Source organism: Aporhodopirellula rubra (assembly GCF_014192335.1).
GTDB classification, from domain to species: domain Bacteria; phylum Planctomycetota; class Planctomycetia; order Pirellulales; family Pirellulaceae; genus Rhodopirellula; species Rhodopirellula rubra.
Window position 1 is genome coordinate 62300 of the sequence record NZ_JACHXU010000029.1, and the last position, 14562, is coordinate 76861.

The 14562-nt window shown below is 56.1% G+C and carries 11 protein-coding genes; 4 read left to right on the top strand and 7 right to left on the bottom strand.

From position 1 onward, the window contains the following. The first annotated feature begins 329 nt into the window (after positions 1-329). The gene (gene glgX, locus FHS27_RS27060; protein ID WP_184308939.1) at positions 330-2420 is read left to right on the top strand and encodes a glycogen debranching protein GlgX; all 2091 of its coding nucleotides are present in this window, start codon (positions 330-332) and stop codon (positions 2418-2420) included. Positions 2421-2505: 85 nt separating this feature from the next. Here glgX and FHS27_RS27065 read toward each other — a convergent pair whose 3' ends face one another. Then, positions 2506-2862 carry a cupin domain-containing protein gene (locus FHS27_RS27065; RefSeq protein ID WP_184308940.1) on the bottom strand — a complete coding sequence of 119 codons (357 nt, stop codon included), beginning with the start codon at positions 2860-2862 and terminating at the stop codon, positions 2506-2508. 181 nt (positions 2863-3043) lie between these two features. Beyond that, positions 3044-4069 (bottom strand): glutamine synthetase beta-grasp domain-containing protein, encoded by a 1026-nt coding sequence (locus FHS27_RS27070; protein WP_044256761.1) that lies wholly within the window; start codon positions 4067-4069, stop codon positions 3044-3046. Positions 4070-4690: 621 nt separating this feature from the next. Between FHS27_RS27070 and FHS27_RS27075 the strand changes: the two genes are divergently transcribed. Continuing rightward, positions 4691-5320, top strand: coding sequence for a hypothetical protein (locus FHS27_RS27075; RefSeq protein ID WP_184308942.1), 630 nt, complete (start codon positions 4691-4693; stop codon positions 5318-5320). A 189-nt stretch (positions 5321-5509) separates the two neighbouring features. Continuing rightward, a complete protein-coding gene (locus tag FHS27_RS27080; RefSeq protein ID WP_009103214.1) occupies positions 5510-5941 on the top strand; it encodes a peptidylprolyl isomerase in 432 nt (143 codons plus the stop codon). A gap of 4 nt (positions 5942-5945) precedes the next feature. On the opposite strand, the gene FHS27_RS27085 is transcribed toward FHS27_RS27080, so the two are convergent. The 4 genes from FHS27_RS27085 to FHS27_RS27100 form a co-directional block, all read right to left on the bottom strand. After that, positions 5946-6695, bottom strand: coding sequence for a hypothetical protein (locus FHS27_RS27085; protein WP_184308944.1), 750 nt, complete (start codon positions 6693-6695; stop codon positions 5946-5948). Between the two features lie 467 nt (positions 6696-7162). Further along, positions 7163-8017 (bottom strand): glycosyltransferase family 2 protein, encoded by an 855-nt coding sequence (locus tag FHS27_RS27090; RefSeq protein ID WP_246421035.1) that lies wholly within the window; start codon positions 8015-8017, stop codon positions 7163-7165. 842 nt (positions 8018-8859) lie between these two features. Next, on the bottom strand, positions 8860-9408 hold the full coding sequence (locus FHS27_RS27095) for a hypothetical protein (RefSeq protein ID WP_184308948.1): 549 nt from the start codon (positions 9406-9408) through the stop codon (positions 8860-8862). A 278-nt stretch (positions 9409-9686) separates the two neighbouring features. Next, complete coding sequence (locus FHS27_RS27100; RefSeq protein ID WP_184308950.1) at positions 9687-12662, bottom strand: protein kinase domain-containing protein; 2976 nt, start codon at positions 12660-12662, stop codon at positions 9687-9689. Between the two features lie 328 nt (positions 12663-12990). Here FHS27_RS27100 and hemC point away from each other — a divergent pair, with 328 nt between their 5' ends. Next, positions 12991-13938 carry a hydroxymethylbilane synthase gene (hemC, locus tag FHS27_RS27105; protein ID WP_184308994.1) on the top strand — a complete coding sequence of 316 codons (948 nt, stop codon included), beginning with the start codon at positions 12991-12993 and terminating at the stop codon, positions 13936-13938. 23 nt (positions 13939-13961) lie between these two features. Here the strand turns inward: hemC and FHS27_RS27110 are convergent, their stop codons facing one another. Continuing rightward, positions 13962-14543 (bottom strand): glutathione peroxidase, encoded by a 582-nt coding sequence (locus FHS27_RS27110; RefSeq protein ID WP_009103201.1) that lies wholly within the window; start codon positions 14541-14543, stop codon positions 13962-13964. Positions 14544-14562 lie beyond the last annotated feature (19 nt).

The window sequence follows — 14562 nt, forward strand, 5'->3', positions numbered from 1 at the left end:
CCGAACCCATTAGTTTCGAACCCTTCACGTGAGTGTGATGGTCCAGATCACCCCGCAGTTTTGGCAGGAGTGATTTATTCGTAATCGCTCTCACGCCTTGCCTGGAACGAACCGATTGCCCCATTAGTACGCAGTTGCCTGCGGGGATGGGATTTCAATGCCCGGTTTTAAGATTTAGCAGCCTAGTGCAAGGCTTGGTGGTAGGGTTTGACTGACAACTGGAACCCGACAGGATTGCGGTGACAGAGCTGCAGTTGACGACATGTCACATGTCATCGAGCAGACAAGTGCCGTGGTCCTGAATGAATGACTCAAGGAGCGATCTTTCAATGCTGATGCGACAACCGTGCACCGACCTACAATTTGGATACGCATCTCCGTTTGGCGCCACGCCATCGGCAACCGGGACGCAGTTCTCGGTTTTCAGCCGTTCGGCAACGGAAATGCGACTGTTGCTGTACAACAAAGTGAACGACCGGGAGCCGGCTCAGGTCATCGACTTCGACCGTGATACAGATCGCTGGGGCGATGTATGGAGTCTCAACGTACCCGGACTCGAAGCGGGGCAGCTCTATCACTTTCAGGCGTCAGGTCCTTGGGAACCCGAAAACGGTCATCGGTTCGATTCCTCCGCACGCCTGATTGATCCTTACGCACAAGCTCTCGCGGGGACCTACCAAACCGGTAAAGACGGTCTCGTTCGTCCGCCTAAGTGTGTTGTGGTTGATCACTCGTTCGATTGGGAAGGCGATCGCCATCTGCGTCGCGACATGAGCGAGACGGTCATTTATGAAATGCACGTTCGTGGGTTCACCAAGAGTCGTACGGCGAAAGTGAAAGCCGGCGGCAGTTACCTCGGCGTGATCGAGAAGATCCCTTATCTGAAATCGCTCGGCATCACGGCCGTTGAACTGATGCCTGTTCACGAATTCCCGATTCGTGACCCGCACGGCAAGAAGCTCTCTCGGCCCAATTACTGGGGCTATGACCCGATGGCGTTCTTCGCGCCTCACCGTGGGTACGCTCACAGCAGTGCACCGGGTGCCCAAGTTGTTGAATTCAAACAAATGGTCAAGGCGCTTCACGAAGCGGGCATCGAAGTGATTCTCGATGTTGTCTTTAACCACACGTGTGAAGGCAATGAGAACGGTCCAACGTTGTCGTTTAAGGGACTCGAGAACCAAGTCTATTACATCCTCAGTGAAGGCCAGCACTACTGTAACTACAGCGGATGCGGCAACACGATCAATGGGAACCACCCTGTTGTTCGTGAGATGATTTTCCATTGTTTGCGTCACTGGGTTCACAACTATCACATCGACGGATTCCGCTTCGATTTGGCGAGTATTTTGAGTCGTGACCGGTCCGGCAATTTGGTGCCGAACCCGCCGATGGTCGAATTGATCGCTGAAGATCCGATGCTCGCCGATACGAAGATCATCGCCGAAGCATGGGACGCCGCAGGTGCCTATCAGGTCGGTAGTTTTGGTAACTATCGTTGGGCCGAATGGAACGGGCGATATCGTGACGATGCACGCGGTTTTTGGCGTGGTGACGGCGGAACGCTCGGACCTTTGGCCACGCGTTTGGCAGGCAGTAGTGACTTGTATGAGCATGCCGGACGGCCTCCGTTCTGCAGCATCAACTTCATTACAAGTCATGACGGATTCACGATGAGCGACCTCGTGTCGTACAAGGACAAGCACAACGACGCCAACGGCGAGAACAACAACGACGGTGACAACCACAACATTAGTGACAACTATGGTGTGGAAGGCCCGACGCGTAAGAAATGCATCGCGACGATTCGCAGCCAGCAAGTGCGAAACATGTTGACGACGTTGTTGGTCAGCCAAGGCGTGCCGATGATTGTCAGCGGTGACGAAGTTCGGCGGACCCAAAAAGGCAACAACAACGCCTATTGCCAAGACAACGATATTTCATGGTTTGATTGGCGATTGGTTGAGAAGAACGCGGACTTAACGCGTTTTGTGAGTGCCCTGATTCAGTTCCGTAAGAGCCAACCAACAATCCGTCGGAAAGAGTATCTGACCGGGCGACCGGTCGATGGCCGAAAGATTCCGGACGTGTCTTGGTACGGCGCCGACGGCAATCCGTTGCACTGGGATCAAGGGGCGCTTGCGATGACCGCGTACATCGCCGCACCGAGTCGTTTGGATGATCCCGAAGGTCTCGGTCGTGACTTAATCATGATGTTCAACAGCACCGGCGATAACCTGGAGTTTGAACTTCCGTCGATCGGGCGTGGCGCGGTTTGGAATCTGTTCGTTGACACATCGGCTCCTTCGCCGAAGGACATCTACCCGGATGTCGATGGCCCGGTTGCTCCGAGTAACCGCATCATTGAGATGGGGCGTCACTCGATGAAGATCTTCGTCTGCAACGCTGCGATGAGCTGAGTCATTCGTGTTCGTTTATGTCGGTGGGTCTATCGTGATCCACCGACACGCGGGTGATGTAAAGAATCGTTGAAGTCATAATAGGTCAGATTTTGTCTGGCCTATTGTCGTAGAATACCGCGATCCAAATCGTTGGTTCTTCGGTGTCTGTCCATTCCACGCGGTGTCGCCGGTGGGCTTCGATCGTCAGGTGATCGCCTGGTCTCAAGTGGATGATCGACTCGTCGCCGTGGTCATCAAATCGGATCTTGGCCTGTCCTGCGATCACCGTGACCCATTCGTGTTCGTCTTGGTCGTACCAGAATCCCGGTGGGCTGCACTGTCCGTTGGAAACGATCCGTTCGATTCGAGTGTGGGAGCTTTGGTCGATGGTCTGGACGACCTCTTCGGATCCGGTGGCTGCCGGCGGCGCAAGCAGGTTGCCGCGAAAAGGGGCGTCCATTGGCAAGGCTCTTTGGGGTTGGTGATGCGAAAATGCGAGAGGGGAGATTGGAGCGGATTGGTCTCGGTGGCTGGGTTGAAGATTACGGACGCAATTCGAGAAGACGCACGCCAACGAAAAAAGCCCGGACCACCGTAAGGCGATCAGGGCTTTGTTCTGTAATCACTGATGTCAGTGAGCTTTAGACAGTTGCAGGGATCTTGGCCGTGCGTACTGTTGCGATGATTGCGCTGGCAACCATGTAAGGGTCAGCGTTGGATGCTGGGCGACGATCTTCGAGCCATCCCTTCCAGCCGTGCTCGACGGTGAAGATTGGAATGCGGATCGAAGCACCGCGGTCCGAGATGCCGTAGCTGAACTTGTCGATCGACTGAGTTTCGTGCAAACCGGTCAGACGCTGATCGTTGTCTGCACCGTAAACGTCGATGTGCTCGCTGATGCGTGGCTCGAACGCTTGGCAAACTGCTTCGTAAACTTCTTTGCTGCCGCAGGTACGCAGGAGCGTGTTGGAGAAGTTGGCGTGCATGCCGCTGCCGTTCCAGTCGCCTTTGACTGGTTTGCAGTGGTAGTTGATGACCATGCCGTATTTCTCGGCGGTACGGTCGAGCAGGTAGCGGGCGACCCAGATTTCGTCACCAGCGCGGCAGGCGCCCTTGGCGAAGATTTGGAATTCCCACTGACCCATCATGACTTCGGCGTTGATGCCTTCGACATTCAGGCCAGCTTCCAAGCACAGTTCGAGGTGCTCTTCTACGATTTCACGTCCGACTGCTTTGCCGGCACCGACGCTGCAGTAGTACGGGCCTTGAGGGGCGGGGAAGCCTTCTGCTGGGAAACCGATCGGGCGATTGGTTTCAGGATCGAAGATTGTGTATTCCTGCTCGAAACCGAACCAGAAATCGTCGTCTTTGTCCTTGATCGTTGCGCGGCCGTTGCTGCGGTGTGGGCTGCCGTCTGCGTTGAGCACTTCGCACATGACGAGGAAGCCCGTGCCGAGGCGATCGGGATCGGGGCAGCAGAAAACGGGTTTCAGCAAACAATCGCTGGCGCCGCCTGGCGCTTGTTCGGTCGACGAACCGTCGAACGACCATTGGGGAGCGTCCTCAACATTACCGCTGAAATCATCAACGACTTTGGTCTTGCTACGCATGCTCTGTGTCGGCTGGTAGCCGTCGAGCCAGATGTACTCCAACTTGCACTTAGTCATCTACAGGAGTCTCCTCAGACTAGTTGGGCCAGCGAGTTCTATGAGTCGCAATGGCCTGAAAACGAATATTCGTGGACAAAAAACGGTCTACCCAACCGCACGCGTGTTTAAATGCCCTTGCGACGTAGCGAGGTTTCCCAACGTCGTTTGCTAACGCAGTATTAAAATAGCCGAAATCCTCGTGCGCTCTAGTGGTATAATCTATTTCTGCGGGTTCGTAATGCGTGTGTTGGAGGTGGTGTCGTTTGGAATGACGGAGGTTTTCCTGCCACTAAGCGGCCTCTCACGCTCTTAGGATGGTAACCCGATCTGCGTTTGTTGGTCCGGGTGGGGGTGATCTGCGTCTGTACGGGCTTGCAGGGTTTGATTCCACGTCATTCTGCCCACAGGGAGCCGCCCGTGTGAGGGCGAGTGTGTTTCTTTCTGGATCGGTGGACGCCGCGAGACAAAATGACGCATCCGAGTGGCTCGATCACTGTGCCGACTCGAATGTTTCGTCGTTCTCCGCTAAAATTCGTCCTCTGCTGGGACGTGATTTCGAACATCCCGCGACTCTAAACGATTCGGATGGCGGGCATTCCTGCTGTGCGTCCGACCCCCAATAACGGATTAAAGGGCGATATGTCCAACGACCCATTTCCTTCCGGGAATCCCACCGGCAATTCCGGCGTCGCGGGAGGCCAGCCCGGTGCTTCTGTCGCCCCCAAGAGTCGCCGCACGTGTCTGTGGATCGTCGCACTTTTGCTCGGTGGAGGACTCTTTTGTCTGATTATCTGTTGCGGTGTCGGCTTGTACGGGGTCCAGAATTACGGCTCGGCGATTTTTGAACCGATTCGTAGCCAACTGAACCAGATGGCGGAATTGCGAAGCGAAGTTGGCGAGATCGAGTCGCTGAGTATGAATGTCTTTGCGACCGTCGAGGAAGGAAAAGCCAATCCGGAATTCATGATCTTGGATGGCAAATCGGAGAAGGGAGATTTCCAGCTTTCGATCAAAATGACCAATGCTGGCGAGTTGCAGAAAGTCTTTTTGGTCATGCCCGATGGCAGTCGCAAGCCGATTGATATGGATAACCGAGTTAGTTCCACCACGGTTGTTCCGCCTCCAGGGACCGAAGGCGAGGAACCGTCGAGCGATGAGCAAGAGGGGAACGGTCCGCCATCGGGTGTATCGGACTCAGGCGACGGTGATGTTCTCGATCCGACTGAGCGGGAACTTCGCGAACTCGAATCTGAGCTCGACCTCAATTAGCTCGTTGGAGAAAGCCTCCGGCGCGGTAGCGACGTCATTCGGCTGACGGAGGAATTGGCCCGCTGTGAGGGCGGTTTCTGATGTTGTGGAGTCCGCCGGCATCATTGATCCGGTGCGATGCGTCCGGTATGGTCCCGACTGCAATATCGAGCCAATTTCCCCCAAACATTCTCTTTACGAAACACAACGATGAAAGTTGCAACCTTCGAAACCAATCGCGGTACGATCAAAGTCGAACTCTTCGAAGAAAAAACGCCGAAGACGGTCGGCAATTTCGAAAAACTTTGCGAGAAGAAGTACTACGACGGGCTCACGTTTCACCGCGTGATCGCTGACTTCATGATCCAAGGCGGATGCCCGCAAGGTACCGGAACCGGCGGTCCTGGGTACCAATTCGAAGACGAATTCGATCCTTCGCTGCGTCACGACGGACCCGGGGTCTTGTCGATGGCTAACGCGGGGCCGAACACCAACGGTTCCCAATTCTTCATCACTCACGTCGCCACGCCGCACCTCGACGATCGCCATACCGTGTTCGGAAAGGTGATCGAAGGACAAGACGTCGTCGATTCGATCAAGAAGGGCGATGAGATGACGACGGTGCGAGTCACCGAAGAGTAATCTTTTAGCGATCGCAACCTGAATCGCAGCTTTCGCCTGACTCACATGAGTTGCACGTGTTGCAGTCGGGTTCGAGCAATCCGCCGTGGTCACACGTACGCCAGGTGCCTAAGAGGTGAGGGCTGGTGTTCCGGCAACGTGCGCGAGTTTCTTCGGCGTAGCCCGCCCATACGGACGAGTATGAGTTCCGGCTGCGGAAAATCTGCAGCAGGCTGCTCGGTGGTGGCAAAACGGGGCGTTGGTGAGGCCGGCATTCGCTCAGGCCTTTGCAATAACAGCCTTGACCGCCGTCGATCAGTTCACCGCACCCGCCGCTGCATCCCCACGATGACGTTTTCTTGCATTCACCCGAGTCGCAACCGCAGTCGGACGACGCCGGAGTGTAGTACGGGTTAATGGTCGCGGTCGGTGCCGAGTAGCCTTCCATGACGGGCGATTCAACCACGCCTGGAATCGCACCCGCGTGGTCTTGGTAAATTCCGCTACCCGCATGTGATGTGAGGGTCTTGTCGGCGTCTTTGTTCTCCGAAGCGGTAGCTTGCACGCGAGCGGGCGTTTGAGGTTGGGCAGTGTCGGGTCCGCCAATGCCAGCACTTGCCGGCGCGAGCGTGAAGTCTTCCGCCGCGTAGGCGTCGGATTCATGCGATGCCGCTTCGGCCCAGTCTCCGAGTAATGAATCGAGATCAGCACGTGCAGCGGTTGCGCCGCATACGGTTGCGATGATGGCGAGAGCGGCGGAGAGCGAACGTTTCATGATTGATCCTTGGAGATGTCATCCCGATCTGTAGTCGGACTACCGTTGGTTGATATCGACGCGTCAGGCAACAGGGCAATGCAACAAATCCGATAGCAGTCACCCGTTCGCCAACCGATGCAATCCGCTAACCGGCGCAATCGTTGCGAACGTCATCTCTTCTCGTGCTCGTTCCAAGGGAGGGGGCGGCCCGCATGGCATTCACGGGCCGCATTCAAGGACTCAACGCAGATGTCGGGCGGACGTGAGAACACTCGTTCTTCGAGTCACTTGTTCTGCGTTCAGGTTCGTAGGCCGCTGTGTCGTGCGTCGCCATGCTGCTTGCATCGGCACAATGCTGATGTGTTCGGCGGTGACGCTGCTTTAACGCATTTCCGACGATGACGCATCTATACGCAGAGGCGGGGCGCGTGAGGGGTTGAGCCCCCCGAGAGAAGTCTGGCAACCTCTCTCTCTTTGAAGATGTTCTAGCGGCGAAATAGCCCGTACTTCGCGATGCAGAACAGGGCCGAGACGCCGTCTTTCCAAGTGATCTTCTTTCCTTCGTCGTACCAGCGGTGTTGATACCGAATGGGGCGTTCGGTGAAACGCAGTCCCAGTCGCGCCCAACGTGCGGTCAATTCGATCTCAATGCCGAATCGGTCTTCTTTGAGTTGCGGCAAGATACGTTGGAAGTTCTCGCGAGTGGACATCTTGTAGCATGTTTCCACGTCGCTCAACCGCGGGCCGATCGAGACGTTGGCGAGTGTGGTGATGAACCCATTGACGGCTTGGTGCCACCACGGCGAAACCTGACGATCGCAGTGGCCGTAGCGTGTACCGTAGACGACGTCAGCGGAGTTCTCGATGAGCGGTTGCAGCAATCCGCGAAGGTCATCGGGATCGTATTCACTGTCGGCATCTTGGATAACGATGACGTCGCCCGTTGCGGCCTCGATGCCGCTGCGAATCGCGGCGCCTTTGCCGCGATTTCGCTCGTGTCGAATCAGCGTTACATCATCGGCGATGCTGCATGTGTCGAGGACTTCGGATGATCCGTCATTGGATCCGTCGTCGACCAAAATGATTTCTACCGGGAGGCCAGTTTGACGCAGTCGTTCGAGTACGTCCGCAACGGTATCGCATTCGTTGTAGACTGGTACGATCACGCTGAGAGTGAACGCCCGAGGCAATGGAAAGATCGCGAGCCGTCGGCACGCGTTTGGTCCGAGGAATCGCACCATTTCGGCAACGTAGTCATCGTCAAACCAGCGTATCCGTTTGGTTGCGATGGCGTCGTCGATTGGCGGAAGTTTTGGGGCCAGATCCGAGGGTTCATTCATGTTGATCCTGTCTCGCAGGCAAGCCGATGGCATTCGGTTTCGGACGAGTTTTGCACAAAAAAAATCTTCACGCTAAGATACCGTTTTTTTCAAGCTCAAACGCATTGAAAAAACTTTTCCGTGGTGCAAAGGTCCAGTTTGTTGTTGACATTCGAGACCGCTGAAGACAAATTCTTCGTGGCTTCAACAACACGGGCGTCGACGCGACCCAACGCGATAGTTGCTCGCAATGATCAAGTTTTCTTGGTCTCACTTTTCTTGACGCCCTGCTTTTCCATACGGAGTGTAAACGATGCATTTTGATAGAGTAACGAACACAATGTGCATAGTTAACTCACATCGAAAAGCACCGCTTCAACACACCTTCGGAGTTGCTCCGAGTTCCTTCCAGCGACAGTGCCTCTGGGCTTCAACTCGCTAGGTTCTGAATCATCGGTTGACGCAGGAACGCGTCACCTATTGGTACGTCACAATGATTGTGAACGGGTCATCGGGAGATGGTATCAGACGGACGCCACCAACGAGACTTAGATCTCGGGACACGGATCGTCACTCCCTAATTTTTGTTGTTGATAACCTGATGAGTTTTACCGCAGAACTCAATTCGGCAAATTCATTTGCCGGCAGGCTTCAGGCCTGACGCGTTTCAAGGATGACGTGCGTCGGATCAAGGCTGAAGGATCAACAAAGCGAACTCAGTGAAGCAGGATGTGGAGCTGGTTCGCTTTTTTTATCTCAGTGACGACTTCGCGAATCAACGCGACGTCGGATGAGCGGGTTGGTCAACTGGCCGATCACTTCTTGTGTGTTCGAATGGCTTGTGTGTTCGAATGGAGCGTGTGCTACCGAGCGTCGCGGCGATAACGTGGCTTCTTTGCCTTCGGTAAATCGATCTGGTGTTCTTCTTGAAAACGGCGTCGTTCAACGGCATCGGCGTAATAGGTCAACCACGTCTCGCTGTCGTCAACGCAGCGCCACTCGAGTTCATTGCCTTCAACGGCAACCTTCTTTTCGCAACATGGAAGAATGTCGCGATAGATAACCCGGTACAGTTCCCGGTCGCTCAAGTGATCAGTGCATGAAAGCACGATCCGTTGTGACTTCAGTTTGGCGATCGTCCGCTGCAGTGTGCTCGACAGCGTTTCGTCGTCGAGCGCGTCGGGAGCAGGGATTTGCAGTGGTGGGTTGAACCAATCGCGAATCGGAAGAGCGGGCGCACGTTCCCAAGCAAGGATGGATGCGAGGTATTCGTTCTCCACCGGTAACGGCATGTACCGCATCGTTGGGTCGTCGATTGAATCGTCACGATACGGTTCTAACTCATCTCGGAGTCGAGCGTTATCGATCATCAGATCCACTTCATCGATCATAGGTCGACTCGTTTCACTCATATCCATTGTTTCCTTCACCTTCCCAATTGAAACAGGCCACATGCGGTGCGATGTGATTCGGGGAACGTTCCCCACACTCCATTTTGAATTCTCGATCGCGGGAAGTTGCGGTTGCAAATCTGGTCTTCCTGCGACCCACCTAGGCTATCCAATGGCCTTCGCTGATCAAACGAGAATTGAGTAAAAACAACCCAATCTTGAAGAATTGAGGCGGCGAATATCCGCCTGACCGTTACGAGCGTTAGCGTTTGACAAAGGCGGGCAACGCTACGTTTTGCTTAAGCCTGATTTTCCACCCATTCCCGCCAATCCTCCCACTGATCGGGGCTCATTCCCAGTTCCGGGAGTGAGGGCATTCGCACGGTTCGTCCGAGGTCGGGCCGTTCTAAATGCACCGACAACAGGCCGTTGATGTCGATCTCAAATCCGATCTTGCGGGTGGGGGCTCGCTCGGATGCGTCGACGGCAATGCGGTGTCGACCGAGGGTCTGCCAGGCTTCGTCTTCGACCCCTGACGATTCCACTAAGGCGAGCGTCAACGCTTCGTCTTTGGCTGTGCCGCCGAGTTGGCGATTGGTTCGTGCCGGGGTGGGTGTCCCGCGGGTGATGATCGGCAGGATCTTTCGTTTGCCGGTGGCTTCGGAGATGACAAAGCCGACCGAGTGGGACACTGAGGTTTGCGTCGGCAAGATCCCGTCGCGGTGTCCGGGGAGTTCCGATGCCAGGCAGGCAGCGGCCCCCGTTGCGGCGTCGGTGTAATCAAAGAATTCAATGGACGCGTTCTTGTTGAGAGCCGCGAACACACGCTTTCGAATCGGCGGCAGTCGCAGGATCGGACTGAGCACGAAGCAGCGCTCGATCTTGTTCGCGTCGATTTCCGCACGTGAGCACGCCAACGCGATGCCACGCTCGATCGATGTCATCAGGTCGTTGCAGGCTTGCAGCCATTCGGTGCGAGTGATCTTGACGGTTTCTGTTTTGCCTTCGTGGCGGATTTCGACCGTAGTTTCGGGGAGCAACAGCAACGAGTTCATCGCCCGTTCTCCCGCAATCTGAACCTTCGCCGCGTGGAGCAGCCAACTCCGGTTTGACGTCCTCTTTGAACCTCGCTTGGGGCGATTAACGAGTCGGGATTGAATGATTTCGACCAGGCGACTCGACCACGCGATCGCGCTGAGTTGCCAGTGCCCCGCTGAGGAGATCTGTTCGATCTTCTTGCCCCGGCGACGTATCATCGCAACGTCAAACGCTTGACCGGTCAAGCCAACGTAGAGGATCGACTCGGATTCATCGCCATCGAGTGAGCGAGTTTGTTCGGTGTATTTCGTATCCGGGTCGCCGTAGGACTGATCACTTCTCAACGCGAACCTCGCGATCGCGACACCCCGGTCGATCAGACGCACCGAAGGGAGTCCGGCGATCCGTGCGGCCGTGTAAACGGCGCGGCGGTGCAGTTGGTCGTAGCATCCAGGTACCGTGATCGCGACCGCATCAGGCCAGCTTTCATGTCGATGCCATGTGGCGCCGAGAACGCTGTCGATAGAACCAGTCGTTGCGCCGGAGGAGGGTTGGCCTGGAACGGCCGGTGGTGTCTCTTTTTTCGCGGAGCTGTGATTCATCAAAGTCGTGCCGACGAGTCGTCGCAGGCAGAGCGATGTGGCGACAATCGGTGGGCACATGCGGCCGTCGATTCTTCGCAGCATTTCGTTGCGGCCGAAGTACATCATTTGGCAATGCGAGACACGGTGCGGATGATTCTTCCGTAGTTCGTAGGCTGCTTGACCGAAGAGGACTTTGTCCGTTTGTGAGTTAGAGGAACTCGGCCGTTCGGCAACAGCCATCCGGAACAATGGTTGTGGCCCTCCCGCGGTTAATGCGGGCCATCCGGGATGGATATTGCCGTCAGGCAGGCCGACCGCGGTGGCGGCGTGGGTGAGGCCCATGTCGATGCCCAGAACACTGAGTGTTTTATTTCGAGTCGCTCGCGTGCTGCGGCTGACTTCGTTGGCGGTCGATCCCTCTTCATCGAGTTTTCGTTCTGCAAAATCCAAAACCCAGGCGGGTGTCGAACGGTCGTTATCGTAAGGCGACATTGCGCGGGCGACTTCGTCCATCGAACCGTATCGCTGCGCCGGCGACTTTGCGAGCATCCGGCTGACGATGTTTGCGAGTGTCAGGTCAACGTCTTGGCGATAAGACATCAGGTCGGGAATCTCGCCATGACGGTGCCCGTAGATTTGGTCAATCATCTCGCCGGGGAACGGTGGGTGTCCCACGAGCAGATAGAACAGCGTTGCGCCGAGCGAGTATTGGTCGCTGCGGGCGTCGGCCGACTCAGGGTCTTCGAGTTGTTCGGGTGAGATGAACGCAAGCGTTCCCAAGAGCGATCGTTTGGGGGACGTGAGTGGTTTTAGCGAGTCCGATTTTGGGGAATCGGGGGCTTTGGGTTCGTCGCGCGATGTGGGACGCACGACTTGGTTGGGATCAATGACGCCGATCTTGCTGTTGCTGAGTTTGCTTTCGTTGGCGTTATGCCAGTGACGCGAGAAGCGTGCTAATCCGAGGTCGAGTAGTTTGATCGTGCCCTCATGAGAACGCATCAGGTTGCCGGGCTTCACGTCTCGATGAATGATTCCCGCCGTATGAGCGTGGTGCAGCGCGAAGGCGGCTTGGCGGATCGCGGACGTGGCGTCGCCGATAGAGAACGGTCCTTCGTCTGCGACGATTTGTGAAAGCGTTTTTCCGTTGACGTACTCCATCGCGAGGAAATGGATGCCTTCGGATTGGCCGGCGTCGAAGGCGGTCACAATGTTCGGGTGCATCAAACGCGAGGCGGCGCGGATTTCCTCGTGAAAACGGTCGACCGATCCGCTGCGTCCCAGCCACTTTGCCGGCAGAATTTTCAGTGCCACGGTGCGACCCATCGACCGGTGTTCGGCGAGGAACACTTCCCCCATTCCTCCGCGTCCCAGTCGTGTGCCGACGCGGTACCCGCCGATCACTTCCGGCAGCGGGCCGTAATCTTCCGGCTCATCGTCGAGTTCGATGGAGATGGAGTTGTCGTCGGACTGCCATTCTTGGGTGTGTCCGAGCGAGTGATTGGCGTCGCGGAAGTGCGTGGCGTCGGAACCCGGTTTGGCTGATCCGCTCGATGAGGAATGGTGGCTAATCGGTGGCGCCCAGTCGCTCGAGTTGAAACCTTCGGAATCCTGCTCGGGTGGCGATGAATCAGCGTTGCTGGCGTGGGAAGACACGTTGAGGTCAATCCGAAAAAGAGTGTTCAGTGGTGTCAGGTTTCAGCAGCGTCATTGTCCCCCTAAACTGCCGGAGGAACTGGGCTCTAGGATAGACTAGTAGAGCTTTTGAGAAACGCACATTTCGATCAATCGTCCAGGTCGACCGCGGCGCAAGGCCATGTTTTGCGTTCTTTTGCATCGTCCGGATTGTTCGGATTAGGTGCTTTCTCGTGATTATATCTGGCGTTCGTCCTCCTAATATTCTGACTGAATCCCCTTGAACGAAAAATCGTCCCCATCCCCCAAACGCACCAACGATTCCCAGGTACCCGGCGATTCATCGCGAATGCTCCGAATCGCCACCCGTGAAAGCCCCCTGGCGATGTGGCAGGCACGCCACGTGGCCGCGCGTTTGGCCGAATACGGGTTCGAAACCGAACTCGTGCCCTTGGTCAGCAAAGGAGACACGGATCTCCGCCCGATCGACGGGACGCGTCAGGTCGGATTGTTCACCAAACGGATTCAACAGGCGCTCCTCGATGACGAGGCCGACGTGGCGGTCCATTCGCTCAAGGACTTGCCGACGCAGGTGGACGAGCGGTTCGCACTCGCCGCGGTGCCGCCGCGAGAGACCGTCCGCGATAGTCTGGTTTCAGAGAAAGGGATCGATCTCGGCAGTTTGCTCCCGGGGGCCAAGGTAGGCACGGGGAGCACACGCCGGATGGCCCAATTGAAATCGATGCGTAGCGATTTGGAGATCTTGCCGATTCGCGGCAACGTGCAGACCCGTTTGTCGAAACTTCACGACGGTGAGTTCGATGCGATTGTATTAGCAGAGGCGGGCGTGGTGCGATTGGAGATGCATGACCTGCCACGCGTGCAGTTCTCGCTCGATGAGATGCTGCCCGCTCCCGGCCAAGGTGCACTCGGGATCGAGGTCCGCAGTGACGACGCCTTTGCGCGTGACGCGCTCGCCAATCTCGATGATCTGGAAACCCGATTGGCGGTAGTTGCTGAACGCACCGTGCTCGCGGAATTGCATGGCGGGTGCCTTGCCCCGATCGCAGCGTATGGCACCGTCGAGAAAGAGAGTGACGATCAACCCGGCGAACTTTGTTTGAGTGTGGTCGTCATGTCGCCCGACGGAACGCAGCGTCTTGAAGAGCATGCTCGCTGCACTCTCGATCACGCTGCAGCGACAACGGATGTCGCCGCCGCAGTCATGCTCGGAAAAGAAGTTGCCGACAAGTTGCGTGACGCCGGAGCGAGTGAACTCATCGCGTCGGTTCGTTAACCGTTGTCGGCGGAGCGAAGGCTCTAGCTCTTGCTCGACAATTGAGCTTCGATAGCCGAAACGAGTTCTTCATCGAAAGGTTTGGTTTTCGAACCGAACCGGTTGATAACTTGCCCGTCGCGGCCGATCAGGAATTTTTCAAAGTTCCAGGCGACGGGACCCTTGCCCAATGGTTTCGCGTCTTGCTGGGTCAGGTGTTTGTAGAGGGCACAGGCCTGCGGCGTGTTGACTTCGACCTTGCTCATCATTGGGAACGTGACTCCGAATTTGCTGGTGCAAAATTCTTTGATTTCGGCGTCTGTTCCGGGTTCCTGGCCGCGGAACTCGTTGCTCGGAAAACCGACAATGACGAGGCCTTTGTCTTTGTACTTCTCATATAAATCTTGAAGGCCGGCATATTGTTTCGTGTAGCCGCATTTGCTGGCTACGTTGACGATCAACACGACTTTGCCTTCGTAGTCGTGAAGGTCGACCGTGTCGCCGTCAATGGTTTTGGCGGTGAAGTCGAGTGAGCAGGAGTGTTCGGCTGCCGCGCCGTCATCTGCGGAAACGGGAGCGGTCATCAAACATCCGAGTGCGAGGGTGAGCAAAAAGAGTCGAGTCATCAGGTGGTTTCCAGGTGGG

Coding starts and splice junctions, on each gene's coding strand:
- hemC (WP_184308994.1), top strand. CDS start 12,991: ATGCTCCGAATCGCCACCCGTGAAAGCCCCCTGGCGATGTGGCAGGCA.
- glgX (WP_184308939.1), top strand. CDS start 330: ATGCTGATGCGACAACCGTGCACCGACCTACAATTTGGATACGCATCT.
- FHS27_RS27095 (WP_184308948.1), bottom strand. CDS start 9,408: ATGAGTGAAACGAGTCGACCTATGATCGATGAAGTGGATCTGATGATC.
- FHS27_RS27065 (WP_184308940.1), bottom strand. CDS start 2,862: ATGGACGCCCCTTTTCGCGGCAACCTGCTTGCGCCGCCGGCAGCCACC.
- FHS27_RS27080 (WP_009103214.1), top strand. CDS start 5,510: ATGAAAGTTGCAACCTTCGAAACCAATCGCGGTACGATCAAAGTCGAA.
- FHS27_RS27085 (WP_184308944.1), bottom strand. CDS start 6,695: ATGAAACGTTCGCTCTCCGCCGCTCTCGCCATCATCGCAACCGTATGC.
- FHS27_RS27075 (WP_184308942.1), top strand. CDS start 4,691: ATGTCCAACGACCCATTTCCTTCCGGGAATCCCACCGGCAATTCCGGC.
- FHS27_RS27090 (WP_246421035.1), bottom strand. CDS start 8,017: ATGAATGAACCCTCGGATCTGGCCCCAAAACTTCCGCCAATCGACGAC.
- FHS27_RS27110 (WP_009103201.1), bottom strand. CDS start 14,543: ATGACTCGACTCTTTTTGCTCACCCTCGCACTCGGATGTTTGATGACC.
- FHS27_RS27070 (WP_044256761.1), bottom strand. CDS start 4,069: ATGACTAAGTGCAAGTTGGAGTACATCTGGCTCGACGGCTACCAGCCG.